The sequence below is a fragment of the Klebsiella sp. X1-16S-Nf21 genome (genome assembly GCF_002837615.1).
Lineage (GTDB): Bacteria > Pseudomonadota > Gammaproteobacteria > Enterobacterales > Enterobacteriaceae > Klebsiella > Klebsiella variicola.
Window position 1 is genome coordinate 23,947 of record NZ_PJDK01000053.1, and the last position, 13,329, is coordinate 37,275.

Below are 13,329 nucleotides of genomic sequence, written 5' to 3' on the forward strand. Positions count from 1 at the left end.
GGATTTTGTGATGAAACTTGTAGCCCAGGGCTCAACCCTCGATCTCTCTCATCCGCATGTGATGGGCATTCTTAATGTGACGCCCGACTCTTTCTCCGATGGCGGCGCTCACAACTCGCTGGTTGAGGCGGTGAAGCATGCCAATCTGATGATTAACGCAGGGGCGACCATCATTGATATCGGCGGTGAATCCACGCGGCCAGGGGCGGCTGAGGTGAGCGTAGAAGAGGAACTCGCGCGGGTGATCCCGGTTGTCGAAGCGATCGCTCAGCGCTTTGAAGTGTGGATCTCGGTGGATACGTCCAAACCGGAGGTTATCCGCGAATCGGCCCGGGCCGGGGCGCATATCATTAACGATATTCGTTCGCTGACCGAACCTGGCGCGCTGCAGGCCGCTGCGGAAACCGGGCTGCCGGTGTGTCTGATGCATATGCAAGGTCAGCCGAAAACCATGCAGGAGGCGCCGAAATATGAGGATGTCTTCGCCGATGTCGAGCGCTTTTTTGCAGAACATATTGTGCGCTGCGAGCAGGCGGGGATCGCAAAAGAAAAATTGCTGCTCGACCCGGGATTCGGTTTCGGTAAAAATCTCTCCCACAATTATCAGCTGCTGGCCAGACTGGGTGAATTTCACCACTTTGGGCTGCCTTTGTTGGTTGGTATGTCGCGGAAGTCGATGGTAGGTCAGTTGCTGAACGTCGGGCCGTCAGAACGGCTGAACGGCAGCCTGGCGTGTGCCGTCATTGCAGCAATGCAGGGCGCGCAGATAATCCGCGTCCATGATGTCAAAGAAACGGTAGAAGCGCTGCGCGTGGTGGAAGCCACCCTCGCCGCTAAGGGAAAAAAACGTTATGAGTAACCGCAAGTATTTTGGCACCGATGGTATTCGTGGCCGCGTCGGCGATGCGCCGATCACTCCGGAATTTGTGCTTAAGCTGGGCTGGGCGGCGGGGAAAGTGTTAGCGCGCCACGGCTCGCGTAAAATTATCATCGGCAAGGATACCCGTATTTCGGGCTATATGCTGGAGTCCGCGCTGGAAGCTGGGCTGGCGGCCGCGGGGCTCTCTGCGTCGTTCACCGGGCCAATGCCGACACCGGCCATCGCCTACCTGACGCGCGCCTTCCGCGCCGAGGCGGGGATCGTTATTTCAGCTTCGCATAATCCTTTCTACGACAACGGTATTAAATTCTTCTCCATTGAGGGCACCAAGCTGCCGGATGATGTGGAAGAGGCGATTGAAGCCGAAATGGAGAAAGAACTCACCTGCGTGGATTCGGCAGAGCTGGGTAAAGCCAGCCGTATCGTCGATGCCGCCGGGCGCTACATTGAATTTTGTAAAGGCACCTTTCCCAACGAACTGAGCCTCGGCACGCTGAAAGTGGTGGTGGATTGCGCGCACGGTGCGACCTATCACATTGCCCCCAATGTCTTCCGCGAGCTGGGCGCCCAGGTTATCGCGATGGGCTGCGAGCCTGATGGCCTCAACATCAACGAAGAGGTCGGCGCCACCGACGTGCGTGCGCTGCAGGCGCGCGTGCTGGCGGAGAAAGCCGATCTGGGTATTGCCTACGACGGCGATGGCGATCGGGTGATCATGGTTGACCATGAAGGCAATAAAGTCGATGGCGACCAGATCCTCTACATCATCGCCCGGGAAGGGCTGCGTCAAGGGCAGCTGCGCGGCGGCGCCGTGGGCACGCTGATGAGTAATATGGGACTGGAGCTGGCGCTCAAGCAGTTAGGCATCCCGTTTGCCCGCGCGAAGGTCGGTGACCGTTATGTGCTGGAGATGCTGCAGGAAAAAGGCTGGCGCATTGGTGCGGAAAACTCAGGCCATGTGATCCTGCTGGATAAAACCACCACCGGCGATGGCATCGTCGCCAGTCTGCAGGTGGTCGCGGCGATGGTACGTAACCATATGAGTCTGCATGACCTTTGCAGTGGCATGAAGATGTTCCCTCAGCTACTGGTGAATGTGCGTTTTACCGAAGGCAGCGGTAACCCACTGGAGAACGAGCATGTCAAAGCGGTGACCGCAGAAGTGGAAGCAGCGTTAGGGAAACGCGGCCGTGTCCTGCTGCGTAAATCCGGAACGGAGCCGCTGATCCGCGTCATGGTGGAAGGCGAGCATGAAGATCAGGTGCACGAGTTTGCGCATCGCATCGCCGAAGCGGTAAAAAGCGTCTAAGCTTGCCGGCTAAGTGGTTAAAAAGGCGGCGCTTGCCGCCTTTTTTATGATAGAAAACCGGTTTTTTGCTGTTTTTTTCTGCAGTTGATACAATGTGTCGAAATTGCCCTTGCGAAGGTCATTCGCTTTGGTTAGTATTCACACCCGCTTCAGTGGGAAACGTTAAAACGTCCCGCTTTATTGGTCGAAGCACTTGGTATGCGGCAAATCCGCAAGGAACAGGTTGATTATGTACGAAGCTCTTTTGGTTGTTTTCCTTATTGTAGCGATTGGCCTTGTTGGTCTGGTTATGCTGCAGCAAGGTAAAGGCGCTGATATGGGAGCCTCCTTCGGTGCAGGCGCTTCCGGCACACTGTTTGGGTCCAGCGGTTCTGGCAACTTCATGACCCGTATGACCGGTATCCTGGCTGCGCTGTTCTTCATCATCAGTCTGGCGCTGGGTAACATCAACAGCAACAAGACCAGTAAAGGAAGTGAGTGGGATAACCTGAGTGCACCGAAAACGGAGCAAACTCAGCCAACTGCGCCGGCTCAGCCGACCAGCGACATCCCGCACTAAGTATTCTGTACCGAGGTGGTGGAATTGGTAGACACGCTACCTTGAGGTGGTAGTGCCCTAACGGGCTTGTGGGTTCGAGTCCCATCCTCGGTACCAATATTCCAGAAAAAAGACGCTGAAAAGCGTCTTTTTTTGTTTTTGTCCCCTCCGGCCATTTAATTATAAACATCTCTTTGCTGGTTCCCTTCTTTTACTGTCGTTAAAGTCGCCTCGTCAAATTAACAGAGGTGAAGTGACATAATGAACAAGATCGGGTTGCTTATCGTCGCCGGTGTGCTCGGTTTAGCAGGGTGCAGTTCAACATCGCCCTCCCAAACGGTGGAGACGATTAATGCGCTAACGGTACCGGTATCGCACAGTGAGCCTGGGGCTACAGCGAATAATGCCCAGGCGGTGACGCGCTATTTCCAGGACAATACGGCGCTGATTGGTCGCCTTAACCATTCGTTGAAAAATCATTATTTGCAGGATGTGGAGCGCCGCGATGTGTTTGACAGACATAGTGAGGCGTACCAGGTGTATGGCGCCCTGACCCGTCTGGAGCAGATGGCGTCCATGAATGATGTTTACCGTAAAGAGAATAATGTTGCCGGTCTGCAGGAGATCAACCGCGTGCTGAAAAGCGTGCCGTTGGCCAGCTGAGAGAAGACAGGGACTGCCGGACAGCAATCCCTGTGTAAGGATTAAAAGCGGAAATTAACCCCGGCATAGGCCCCGTCGGCAAGGGTATTGTCACGATTGCCATCTTTCCCCGCCATATCGATATAACGATAGCCTGCTTCGATATTCAGAGACGGGAGTACGTTAATACGTAATCCGGCATTGGCCTCCACATAATCATCGACGCCGCTGGACATTGAGTCCGGCGAGTAATACCCCTCACCGAAGAGCGTGAAGTACTGGCCGAGGGGCAGCTCTGCGCCGCCGCCAGCGGCGATGGCATAGCCTTCATCACCATCTTTGGGATTCAGATAGACGCCTTTACCGCCCAGCGTCATCAGAAAAGGTCCAAGGTTAAAGTTGTAGCCCATTCCCAGCCCTACGCTGTCCCCGTCATTGTCGCTGTGAGCCCACTGGGTATTGAACGTCATACCCGGTTCCCCGGCGCCAAAGCTGGCGGACAGATTGGTGAACTCGGCACCGGCTTCACCATGCAGGTTAACGGATGCGCAGACGGCGCTGCTGGCCCCCAGGGCGATCATCACGGCAAACAATTTTGGAGCAATCGACTTCATTGTTGAATTCCTTCAGATAAAAAAAAGCCCGATACGGGCGTTCGGGCAAAATTAACGGGTTCTTGGATCTCATCGTTATGGTCGCTGCAGACGGCAGGCGAGGGGGTCAACTCCCGCTACCGCTGCTCACGCCTGGCCGATTTCCGGGGCATATCCTGAGCCGGTGCAGGCCCGGCGGTTAACGCCGTGAGTGGTTGCCTGCTGGTCGAGCCCAGGGACATGTTGTCCGCCGGTAAATTCAGGTGCTCAGCATAAAATTTTTCTTTTTTTACCGTTAGCGTTTATTAATTTAAATTTAAACATTTTCAACATTGAGGCGAGTAACAACAAATAAAGGTGACTGACGCGGTCAAAATTTTTCAGGAAGTGAGGTGATGCTTTGCAAATAACCGCCGCGGGCGAAAGCAATATAACCGCCTTTCTTTAATGCTGACAAGACATTGAGAATACTGCTGCGCGACAGGTGGGTCCTGTCCTGAATATATTCAAGAATAGACACGCGCAGTCGGGTCTCTGCGGTTAATAGCATCATTTCCAGCAGATGGTTACGGATCACTGAATAGGTTCGCTGTTGCAGGACCAGATCGTCACGATATACCAGGTAAGAAGTATGATAGGCCAGCAGGCTGGTCACCTCCTCCCACAGGTTATGCTGACGAAAGAGCGCGGAAGCCAGGTCATAGTCGATGCGTAGCAGTTCGGAAGAGACTTCCGCTCGCAGGCTATGGCTGCGGCTGGGCTGTAGCATTTCCGCCACGCCGAAAAGGTGGGGCTCATAGACGGTCACCATCAATAGCTTGTCGGAATTCCGAATAATCGATAGCTCGCCTTTTTTAAAAATAAAGAGCTGGGTTTTGCCTTTATATTCCCAGGTGAGTCTTTTTCTGGCGATCGCGTTAACGGGCGTCGCGTGTGGCTCAAGCACATCGATCAGTCGGTCAATGGCCTTTTGCGGCCTGATCGGCGGTTTAATATTCATGATGTTTATCACCAGATATGAATTAATCAATTGAGGCTATTATAGTCAACAATTTTGCTGACCGGGCGATAAGGAAAAAATGCCTCTTTTCAATTTTTCTGGCGCTGACAGGGAACAAAAAATAAAAAGCCGGCGGAGGGCCGCCGGCGGGGAGCAAACATCGTCAGGCGATTATTTGCCTTTGTTTTCCAGATTCTCAACCTGCGGTAAACCGGTTGCCGAGGAGGCGCTCAGCAGGCCTGACTGGGCATAGCCGAACAGCTTCTCGCGGGTATCGGTAATATCCAGATTACGCATGGTCAGCTGACCGATACGGTCTTCGGCGGTAAACATGGAATCGCCTTTTTCCATGGTCAGACGCTCTGCTTTATAGGTCAGGTTGTCTGAAACGGTATTGAGGATCGAGTAGTCGTTACCGCGACGCAGCTCAAGGGTAACTTCGCCGGTGATCTGGCTCGCGACCCAGCGCTGCAGAGAATCACGCAGCATCAGCGCCTGGGAATCGAACCAGCGTCCCTGATACAGCAGGCGGCCCAGCTGACGACCGTGGGCGTGGTATTGCTCGATTGTGTCTTCGTTATGGATACCGGTCAGCAGACGCTCGTAGGCGATATGCAGCAGCGCCATCCCGGGGGCTTCATAAATACCGCGGCTTTTCGCTTCGATAATGCGGTTTTCAATCTGATCGCTCATCCCCAGACCGTGGCGGCCGCCGATGCGGTTGGCTTCCAGCATCATCTCGACGTCATCGGCGAAGGTTTTACCATTCAGCGCCACCGGATGGCCTTGCTCAAAGCGTACGGTTACCTCTTCCGCTGGGATCTTCACGTTTTCGTCCCAGAACTTCACGCCCATAATCGGGTTGACGATTTTCACGCTGGAATTGAGGAATTCGAGGTCTTTCGCTTCGTGCGTCGCGCCGAGCATGTTGGAGTCGGTGGAATAGGCTTTTTCAACCGACATCTTGTAGTCAAAGCCGCAGGCGATCATAAATTCGGACATTTCGTGACGGCCGCCGAGCTCATCGATGAAATCACTGTCCAGCCACGGCTTGTAAATCTGCAGTTCAGCATTGGTCAGCAGGCCGTAACGATAGAAACGTTCGATATCGTTGCCTTTATAGGTGCTGCCATCGCCCCAGATGTTGACGCCATCTTCTTTCATTGCCGCCACCAGCATGGTGCCGGTGACCGCGCGGCCCAGCGGCGTGGTGTTGAAGTAGGTCAACCCACCGGTGGTGTTATGGAAAGCGCCACACTGAATCGCCGCGATCCCTTCTGCGACCAGCTGTTTGCGGCAGTCGATCAGACGGGCACCTTCAGCGCCATACTCTTTCGCGCGGCGCGGAATAGCATCGTAGTCGTCTTCGTCCGGTTGACCCAGGTTAGCGGTATATGCATAAGGCACGGCGCCTTTTTTGCGCATCCATAACAGCGCGGCGCTGGTATCCAGTCCACCAGAGAAAGCGATACCAATACGTTGACCAACCGGGAGATGCTTGAGAATCGTCGTCATAAAATAAAACCCTGCTCGATAGACTGTGGTGAGTTCGACTCAACAACCTTAACTGCATTTTTATGCATTAATTGTGAGTATTCATTTAACCATCTTTTACTGGCGACAGGAAGGGCTTCATCATCTTTTTGCTAAAAAAGCCTGAAATACCAGCACAAACGGCAATCGGGGGCGATAAAAAGCATGTTGACAAAATATACTAATTGCCGATACAATTCACCCCGATTTTATGTCCCGTCTTCGGTACCAAATCCCAGCAGTATTTGCGTCTTTTGCTCAATAAGAGTAAAATATGCCACGTTTCAGGCGCGGGGTGGAGCAGCCTGGTAGCTCGTCGGGCTCATAACCCGAAGGTCGTCGGTTCAAATCCGGCCCCCGCAACCACTTTCCCATTAAGTACTTTTTCAAATATACTGTGAGGACTAAGTGTCCTTCGTAGCCGAATTTGAAAGAATTCTTGCGGAAGGTGTTCCAGATCGCCATGGCGATCTCAGGGTTCAGTTATCTAAAGCCCCGATTTATCGGGGTTTTTTGTTATCTGACTTCAGAATAACTGGGCTATACGCCCTTTTTTTATGTCTTGGGGGTGGGTTTGTCCACATTAGAGCAAAAATTGACAGAGATGCTCACAGCGCCGGTTGAAGCGCTTGGCTTTGAGCTGGTCGGCATCGAATTTATTCGCGGTCGCACATCCACACTGCGCATCTATATTGATAGTGAAGATGGCATCAACGTTGATGATTGTGCTGATGTGAGCCACCAGGTAAGCGCCGTCATGGATGTTGAAGACCCGATCACTGTCGCTTACAACCTGGAAGTCTCTTCGCCTGGTCTCGACCGTCCGATGTTCACCGCCGAACACTACCAACGTTTCACTGGCGAAGAAGTTGCGCTGGTGCTGCGCATGGCGGTTCAGAACCGTCGCAAATGGCAGGGCATTATCAAAGCGGTAGACGGTGAAATGATCACGGTAACCGTCGAAGGCAAAGATGAAGTGTTCGCGCTGAGTAACATCCAGAAGGCGAACCTGGTTCCCCACTTTTAACAGTCTGGATTGAGGTGAAAGGCCCCGATGAACAAAGAAATTTTGGCTGTTGTTGAAGCCGTTTCCAACGAAAAAGCGCTGCCGCGCGAGAAAATTTTCGAAGCGCTGGAAAGCGCGCTGGCAACGGCCACCAAGAAAAAATACGAACAAGAGATCGACGTTCGCGTAGAAATCGACCGTAAGAGCGGCGATTTCGACACCTTCCGTCGCTGGCTGGTTGTTGAAGAGGTGACTCAGCCGACGCGCGAGATCACGCTGGAAGCAGCGCGTTACGAAGATGAAAGCATGAACGTCGGCGACTATGTCGAAGATCAGATTGAATCTGTTACCTTCGACCGTATCACCACGCAGACCGCTAAACAGGTTATCGTGCAGAAAGTCCGCGAAGCCGAGCGCGCGATGGTGGTCGATCAGTTCCGCGAGCACGAAGGTGAGATCATCACCGGCGTGGTGAAAAAAGTGAACCGCGACAACATCACCCTGGATCTGGGCAACAACGCTGAAGCCGTGATCCTGCGTGAAGATATGCTGCCGCGTGAAAACTTCCGTCCGGGCGACCGCATCCGCGGCGTACTGTACGCTGTCCGTCCGGAAGCGCGTGGCGCCCAGCTGTTCGTGACCCGTTCCAAACCTGAGATGCTGATCGAATTGTTCCGCATTGAAGTGCCGGAAATCGGTGAAGAAGTGCTGGAGATCAAAGCGGCGGCTCGCGATCCGGGCTCTCGTGCCAAAATCGCGGTGAAAACCAACGACAAGCGCATCGACCCGGTTGGCGCTTGCGTCGGTATGCGCGGTGCGCGCGTGCAGGCCGTCTCTACTGAGCTGGGCGGCGAACGCATCGATATCGTCCTGTGGGATGATAACCCGGCGCAGTTCGTGATCAACGCCATGGCGCCGGCAGACGTCGCGTCTATCGTGGTGGATGAAGATAAACACACCATGGATATCGCGGTAGAAGCGGGCAACCTGGCGCAGGCGATTGGCCGTAACGGTCAGAACGTTCGTCTGGCTTCGCAGCTCAGCGGCTGGGAACTCAACGTGATGACCGTTGACGACCTGCAGGCTAAGCACCAGGCGGAAGCGCATGCCGCTATCGATACCTTCACCAAATATCTCGATATTGATGAAGATTTCGCGACAGTGCTGGTTGAAGAAGGCTTCTCCTCGCTGGAAGAGCTGGCCTATGTGCCGATGAAAGAACTGCTGGAAATCGACGGTCTGGATGAAGCCACCGTTGAAGCACTTCGTGAGCGTGCGAAAAACGCACTGACTACGCTGGCGCTGGCTCAGGAAGAAAGCCTGGGAGATAACAAACCTGCCGATGATTTGTTGAATCTGGAAGGTCTGGATCGTGCCCTGGCATTCAAACTGGCTGCCCGTGGTGTTTGTACGCTGGAAGATCTCGCCGAGCAGGGCGTTGATGACCTGGCTGATATCGAAGGGATGACCGACGAGAAAGCTGGCGAGCTCATCATGGCCGCTCGCAACATTTGTTGGTTCGGCGACGAAGCGTAATAAACTGTAGCAGGAAGGAACAGCATGACAGATGTGACTATTAAAGCGCTGGCCTCAGAGATTCAGACCTCTGTGGATCGCCTGATACAGCAATTTGCTGACGCAGGCATCCGCAAATCGGCTGATGATTCTGTGACCGCGCAAGAGAAACAAACTTTGTTGACGCACCTGAACCGTGAACACGGCTCGGCGCCCGACAAGCTGACGTTGCAGCGTAAAACCCGCAGCACGTTGAATATTCCAGGTACCGGTGGAAAGAGTAAATCGGTACAAATCGAAGTCCGCAAGAAACGCACCTTTGTGAAACGCGATCCGCAAGAGGCTGAACGTCTGGCCGCGGAAGAGCAGGCGCAGCGTGAAGCGGAAGAGCAGGCCCGTCGTGAAGCTGAAGAAGCAGCGAAACGCGAGGCGCAATTAAAAGCTGAACGTGAGGCCGCAGAACAAGCTAAACGTGAAGTCGCTGATAAAGCGAAACGTGAAGCTGCGGAAAAAGACAAAGTGAGCAATCAACATACCGACGAAATGACCAAAACCGCCCAGGCTGAAAAGATCCGCCGTGAGAACGAAGCCGCGGAACTGAAGCGCAAATCGGAAGAAGAAGCACGCCGCAAACTTGAAGAAGAAGCGCGCCGTGTAGCGGAAGAAGCACGCCGTATGGCAGAAGAAAACGAAAAAAATTGGTCTGAAACCTCAGACAGCCCGGAAGATAGCAGCGACTATCACGTCACTACGTCACAGCATGCTCGTCAGGCTGAAGATGATAACGATCGTGAAGTTGAAGGCGGTCGCGGCCGTAGCCGTAGCAGCAAAGCGGCGCGTCCGGCGAAGAAAGGCAACAAACACGCTGAATCTAAAGCTGATCGTGAAGAAGCCCGTGCGGCCGTTCGCGGTGGTAAAGGCGGTAAGCACCGTAAAGGTTCCGCTCTGCAGCAGGGCTTCCAGAAGCCGGCGCAGGCCGTTAACCGTGACGTTATCATCGGCGAAACCATCACCGTTGGTGAACTGGCTAACAAGATGGCGGTGAAAGGTTCTCAGGTCATCAAAGCGATGATGAAACTGGGCGCCATGGCGACCATTAACCAGGTCATCGACCAGGAAACCGCGCAGCTGGTTGCCGAAGAGATGGGCCACAAAGTTATCCTGCGTCGTGAAAACGAACTGGAAGAAGCGGTAATGAGCGACCGTGACACCGGCGCTGCGGCTGAACCGCGCGCACCGGTCGTGACCATCATGGGTCACGTTGACCACGGTAAAACCTCGCTGCTGGACTATATTCGTTCTACTAAGGTTGCCTCCGGCGAAGCGGGTGGTATTACCCAGCACATCGGTGCTTACCACGTAGAAACCGACAACGGCATGATCACCTTCCTGGACACCCCGGGCCACGCCGCGTTTACCTCCATGCGTGCTCGTGGTGCGCAGGCGACGGATATCGTGGTTCTGGTGGTGGCGGCAGACGACGGCGTGATGCCGCAGACCATCGAAGCTATCCAGCACGCTAAAGCGGCGCAGGTACCGGTGGTGGTTGCGGTGAACAAAATCGATAAGCCAGAAGCTGATCCGGATCGCGTGAAGAATGAACTGTCCCAGTACGGCATCCTGCCGGAAGAGTGGGGCGGCGAGAGCCAGTTCGTCCACGTTTCCGCGAAAGCCGGTACCGGCATCGACGACCTGCTGGACGCGATTCTGCTGCAGGCTGAAGTTCTTGAACTGAAAGCTGTACGTAACGGTATGGCGAGCGGCGCGGTCATCGAGTCCTTCCTCGATAAAGGTCGTGGCCCGGTGGCTACCGTTCTGGTTCGCGAAGGTACTCTGCATAAGGGCGATATTGTCCTGTGTGGCTTTGAATATGGCCGCGTGCGTGCGATGCGTGACGAACTGGGTCGCGAAGTGCTGGAAGCGGGTCCGTCCATTCCGGTGGAAATCCTCGGTCTGTCCGGTGTGCCGGCTGCGGGTGATGAAGTGACTGTGGTTCGTGACGAGAAAAAAGCGCGTGAAGTGGCACTGTATCGTCAGGGCAAATTCCGTGAAGTTAAGCTCGCGCGTCAGCAGAAATCTAAGCTGGAAAACATGTTCGCTAACATGACCGAAGGCGAAGTTCACGAAGTGAACATCGTGCTGAAAGCGGACGTACAGGGTTCTGTCGAAGCGATTTCCGATTCCTTACTGAAACTGTCTACCGACGAAGTGAAAGTGAAGATCATCGGTTCCGGCGTAGGTGGTATCACCGAAACCGACGCGACCCTGGCAGCAGCATCCAACGCGATTCTGGTTGGCTTCAACGTTCGTGCCGATGCCTCTGCGCGTAAAGTTATCGAAGCGGAAAGCCTGGATCTGCGTTATTACTCCGTCATCTATAACCTGATCGACGAAGTGAAAGCGGCGATGAGCGGCATGCTGTCTCCGGAACTGAAACAGCAGATCATCGGTCTGGCTGAAGTGCGTGATGTGTTCAAATCGCCGAAATTCGGCGCCATCGCGGGCTGTATGGTTACCGAAGGGACGATCAAACGTCACAACCCAATCCGCGTCCTGCGCGACAACGTGGTTATCTATGAAGGCGAGCTGGAATCCCTGCGCCGCTTCAAAGATGACGTTAACGAAGTCCGTAACGGCATGGAATGTGGTATCGGTGTGAAGAACTACAACGACGTTCGCGTTGGCGATATGATCGAAGTGTTCGAAATCATCGAAATCCAGCGTAGCATCGATTAATCATTTGATGGCTAAGCAGCCGGGGAAGCGAAGCGCCACCCGGCAATCATTTTAAAAAGGGGCTTTTGGCCCCTTTTTTGTCTTTATTCTGGAGAACTTATTATGGCGAAAGAATTTGGTCGCCCGCAGCGTGTGGCCCAGGAGATGCAAAAAGAGATTGCCATCATCCTGCAACGTGAAATCAAAGATCCGCGTCTGGGTATGATGACCACCGTTTCCGGTGTGGAAATGTCCCGTGACCTGGCCTATGCCAAGGTGTATGTCACCTTCCTCAACGACAAAGATGAAGCCGCGGTGAAAGCGGGCATCAAAGCGCTGCAGGAAGCTTCTGGTTTTATCCGCTCCCTGCTGGGTAAAGCGATGCGCCTGCGTATTGTGCCGGAACTGACTTTCTTCTACGACAACTCGCTGGTGGAAGGGATGCGTATGTCCAACCTGGTCACCAGCGTGGTGAAACACGACGATGAACGTCGTGTGAACCCGGACGACAGCAAGGAGGACTGATGAGTCGTCCTCGTCGTCGCGGCCGCGACGTGCACGGCGTATTGTTGCTGGACAAGCCTCAGGGCGCTTCCAGCAACGATGTGCTGCAGAAAGTAAAGCGTATTTATAACGCCAACCGCGCTGGCCACACCGGCGCGCTGGATCCGCTGGCGACCGGTATGCTGCCAGTGTGTCTTGGCGAAGCGACCAAGTTTTCCCAGTATCTGCTGGACTCCGATAAGCGTTATCGCGTGATCGCCAAACTGGGCCAGCGCACGGATACCTCCGATGCCGACGGTCAGGTGGTGGAAGAGCGTCCGCTAACCTTTAGCGACGAGCAGCTGGCGGCGGCGCTGGATAGTTTCCGCGGCGAGACGCAGCAGGTACCGTCGATGTACTCGGCGCTGAAGTATCAGGGCAAGAAGCTGTACGAGTATGCTCGTCAGGGCATTGAGGTCCCGCGTGAAGCCCGGCCGATTACGGTCTATGAGCTGCTGTTTATTCGCCATGAAGGCGATGAACTGGAGCTGGAGATCCACTGCTCGAAAGGCACCTACATCCGGACGATTATCGATGATTTAGGTGAAAAGCTCGGCTGCGGCGCGCACGTGATTTTCCTGCGTCGCCTGGCGGTGAGCAAATACCCGGTTGAGCGGATGGTGACCCTCGAGCAGCTGCAGGCGCTGGTCGATCAGGCGGCAGCGCAGGATATTCCTGCCGCGCAGCTGCTTGATCCGCTGCTGATGCCGATGGACAGCCCGGCATCGGACTATCCGCTGGTGGCGATTCCGGAGACCTCCGCGGTTTACTTTAAAAACGGTAACCCGGTTCGTCAGTCAGGCGCGCCGCTTAACGGGCTGGTGCGGGTGATGGAAAACGAATCCGGCAAGTTTCTCGGCATGGGCGAAATTGACGATGAAGGCCGCGTGGCGCCGCGTCGTCTGGTGGTGGAATACCCGGCGTAAGCGCTTTTCTTGCGATAAAAGCCTGCTACGAGTAGAATATCGCCGCTTAACGTCCGCTAAAGTGTTTTAACATTTTCGGGCGTTGCATCAGGGGTCGCTGAATTAGAGATCGGCACCCTTTCTTTCTTT

The 13,329-nt window shown here is 54.4% G+C and carries 12 protein-coding genes and 2 tRNA genes; 11 read left to right on the forward strand and 3 right to left on the reverse strand.

The genetic code is table 11. From position 1 onward, the window contains the following. The first annotated feature begins 10 nt into the window (after positions 1 to 10). From folP to CW267_RS30770, 5 genes are all read left to right on the forward strand, one after another. Positions 11 to 859: a dihydropteroate synthase gene (gene folP / locus CW267_RS21120; protein ID WP_012540474.1), complete on the forward strand. Its 849-nt coding sequence runs from the start codon at positions 11 to 13 to the stop codon at positions 857 to 859. Beyond that, a complete protein-coding gene (gene glmM, locus CW267_RS21125) occupies positions 852 to 2,189 on the forward strand; it encodes a phosphoglucosamine mutase (RefSeq protein ID WP_002918370.1) in 1,338 nt (445 codons plus the stop codon). The genes folP and glmM overlap by 8 nt, the downstream gene beginning before the upstream one ends. Positions 2,190 to 2,418: 229 nt before the next feature. Next, positions 2,419 to 2,748, forward strand: coding sequence for a preprotein translocase subunit SecG (gene secG, locus CW267_RS21130; RefSeq protein ID WP_002918369.1), 330 nt, complete (start codon positions 2,419 to 2,421; stop codon positions 2,746 to 2,748). 9 nt (positions 2,749 to 2,757) lie between these two features. Continuing rightward, a tRNA-Leu gene (locus tag CW267_RS21135) sits at positions 2,758 to 2,844 on the forward strand. Positions 2,845 to 3,141: 297 nt separating this feature from the next. Beyond that, entirely contained in the window at positions 3,142 to 3,390 is a 249-nt protein-coding gene (locus tag CW267_RS30770) for a hypothetical protein (RefSeq protein ID WP_162493299.1), read from the forward strand. Between the two features lie 41 nt (positions 3,391 to 3,431). On the opposite strand, the gene CW267_RS21145 is transcribed toward CW267_RS30770, so the two are convergent. The 3 genes from CW267_RS21145 to argG all read right to left on the reverse strand — a co-directional run bounded on the left by CW267_RS21145 (position 3,432) and on the right by argG (position 6,477). Beyond that, positions 3,432 to 3,983 carry a YfaZ family outer membrane protein gene (locus CW267_RS21145; RefSeq protein WP_008806633.1) on the reverse strand — a complete coding sequence of 184 codons (552 nt, stop codon included), beginning with the start codon at positions 3,981 to 3,983 and terminating at the stop codon, positions 3,432 to 3,434. A gap of 349 nt (positions 3,984 to 4,332) precedes the next feature. Further along, positions 4,333 to 4,962, reverse strand: a complete 630-nt coding sequence (locus CW267_RS21150; protein WP_012540476.1) for a winged helix-turn-helix transcriptional regulator — start codon at positions 4,960 to 4,962, stop codon at positions 4,333 to 4,335. A gap of 171 nt (positions 4,963 to 5,133) precedes the next feature. After that, the gene (gene argG, locus CW267_RS21155) at positions 5,134 to 6,477 is read right to left on the reverse strand and encodes an argininosuccinate synthase (RefSeq protein WP_008806631.1); all 1,344 of its coding nucleotides are present in this window, start codon (positions 6,475 to 6,477) and stop codon (positions 5,134 to 5,136) included. A 307-nt stretch (positions 6,478 to 6,784) separates the two neighbouring features. On the opposite strand from argG, the gene CW267_RS21160 reads away from it, so the two are divergent. The 6 genes from CW267_RS21160 to truB all read left to right on the forward strand — a co-directional run bounded on the left by CW267_RS21160 (position 6,785) and on the right by truB (position 13,200). Next, positions 6,785 to 6,861, forward strand: a tRNA-Met gene (locus CW267_RS21160). A 208-nt stretch (positions 6,862 to 7,069) separates the two neighbouring features. After that, on the forward strand, positions 7,070 to 7,522 hold the full coding sequence (gene rimP / locus CW267_RS21165) for a ribosome maturation factor RimP (RefSeq protein ID WP_002918364.1): 453 nt from the start codon (positions 7,070 to 7,072) through the stop codon (positions 7,520 to 7,522). Between the two features lie 27 nt (positions 7,523 to 7,549). Beyond that, on the forward strand, positions 7,550 to 9,037 hold the full coding sequence (gene nusA / locus CW267_RS21170) for a transcription termination factor NusA (RefSeq protein ID WP_008806630.1): 1,488 nt from the start codon (positions 7,550 to 7,552) through the stop codon (positions 9,035 to 9,037). Between the two features lie 24 nt (positions 9,038 to 9,061). Beyond that, positions 9,062 to 11,752 carry a translation initiation factor IF-2 gene (gene infB / locus CW267_RS21175; protein ID WP_008806629.1) on the forward strand — a complete coding sequence of 897 codons (2,691 nt, stop codon included), beginning with the start codon at positions 9,062 to 9,064 and terminating at the stop codon, positions 11,750 to 11,752. 102 nt (positions 11,753 to 11,854) lie between these two features. Then, positions 11,855 to 12,256, forward strand: coding sequence for a 30S ribosome-binding factor RbfA (gene rbfA, locus CW267_RS21180; RefSeq protein ID WP_002918248.1), 402 nt, complete (start codon positions 11,855 to 11,857; stop codon positions 12,254 to 12,256). Further along, entirely contained in the window at positions 12,256 to 13,200 is a 945-nt protein-coding gene (gene truB, locus CW267_RS21185) for a tRNA pseudouridine(55) synthase TruB (RefSeq protein WP_008806628.1), read from the forward strand. The genes rbfA and truB overlap by 1 nt, the downstream gene beginning before the upstream one ends. Positions 13,201 to 13,329 lie beyond the last annotated feature (129 nt).

Bases quoted from the DNA above. Each gene is read 5' to 3' on its own strand.
- argG (WP_008806631.1), bottom strand. From the start codon at position 6,477: ATGACGACGATTCTCAAGCATCTCCCGGTTGGTCAACGTATTGGTATC.
- glmM (WP_002918370.1), top strand. From the start codon at position 852: ATGAGTAACCGCAAGTATTTTGGCACCGATGGTATTCGTGGCCGCGTC.
- truB (WP_008806628.1), top strand. From the start codon at position 12,256: ATGAGTCGTCCTCGTCGTCGCGGCCGCGACGTGCACGGCGTATTGTTG.
- CW267_RS21150 (WP_012540476.1), bottom strand. From the start codon at position 4,962: ATGAATATTAAACCGCCGATCAGGCCGCAAAAGGCCATTGACCGACTG.
- CW267_RS21145 (WP_008806633.1), bottom strand. From the start codon at position 3,983: ATGAAGTCGATTGCTCCAAAATTGTTTGCCGTGATGATCGCCCTGGGG.
- nusA (WP_008806630.1), top strand. From the start codon at position 7,550: ATGAACAAAGAAATTTTGGCTGTTGTTGAAGCCGTTTCCAACGAAAAA.
- folP (WP_012540474.1), top strand. From the start codon at position 11: ATGAAACTTGTAGCCCAGGGCTCAACCCTCGATCTCTCTCATCCGCAT.
- rbfA (WP_002918248.1), top strand. From the start codon at position 11,855: ATGGCGAAAGAATTTGGTCGCCCGCAGCGTGTGGCCCAGGAGATGCAA.
- secG (WP_002918369.1), top strand. From the start codon at position 2,419: ATGTACGAAGCTCTTTTGGTTGTTTTCCTTATTGTAGCGATTGGCCTT.
- infB (WP_008806629.1), top strand. From the start codon at position 9,062: ATGACAGATGTGACTATTAAAGCGCTGGCCTCAGAGATTCAGACCTCT.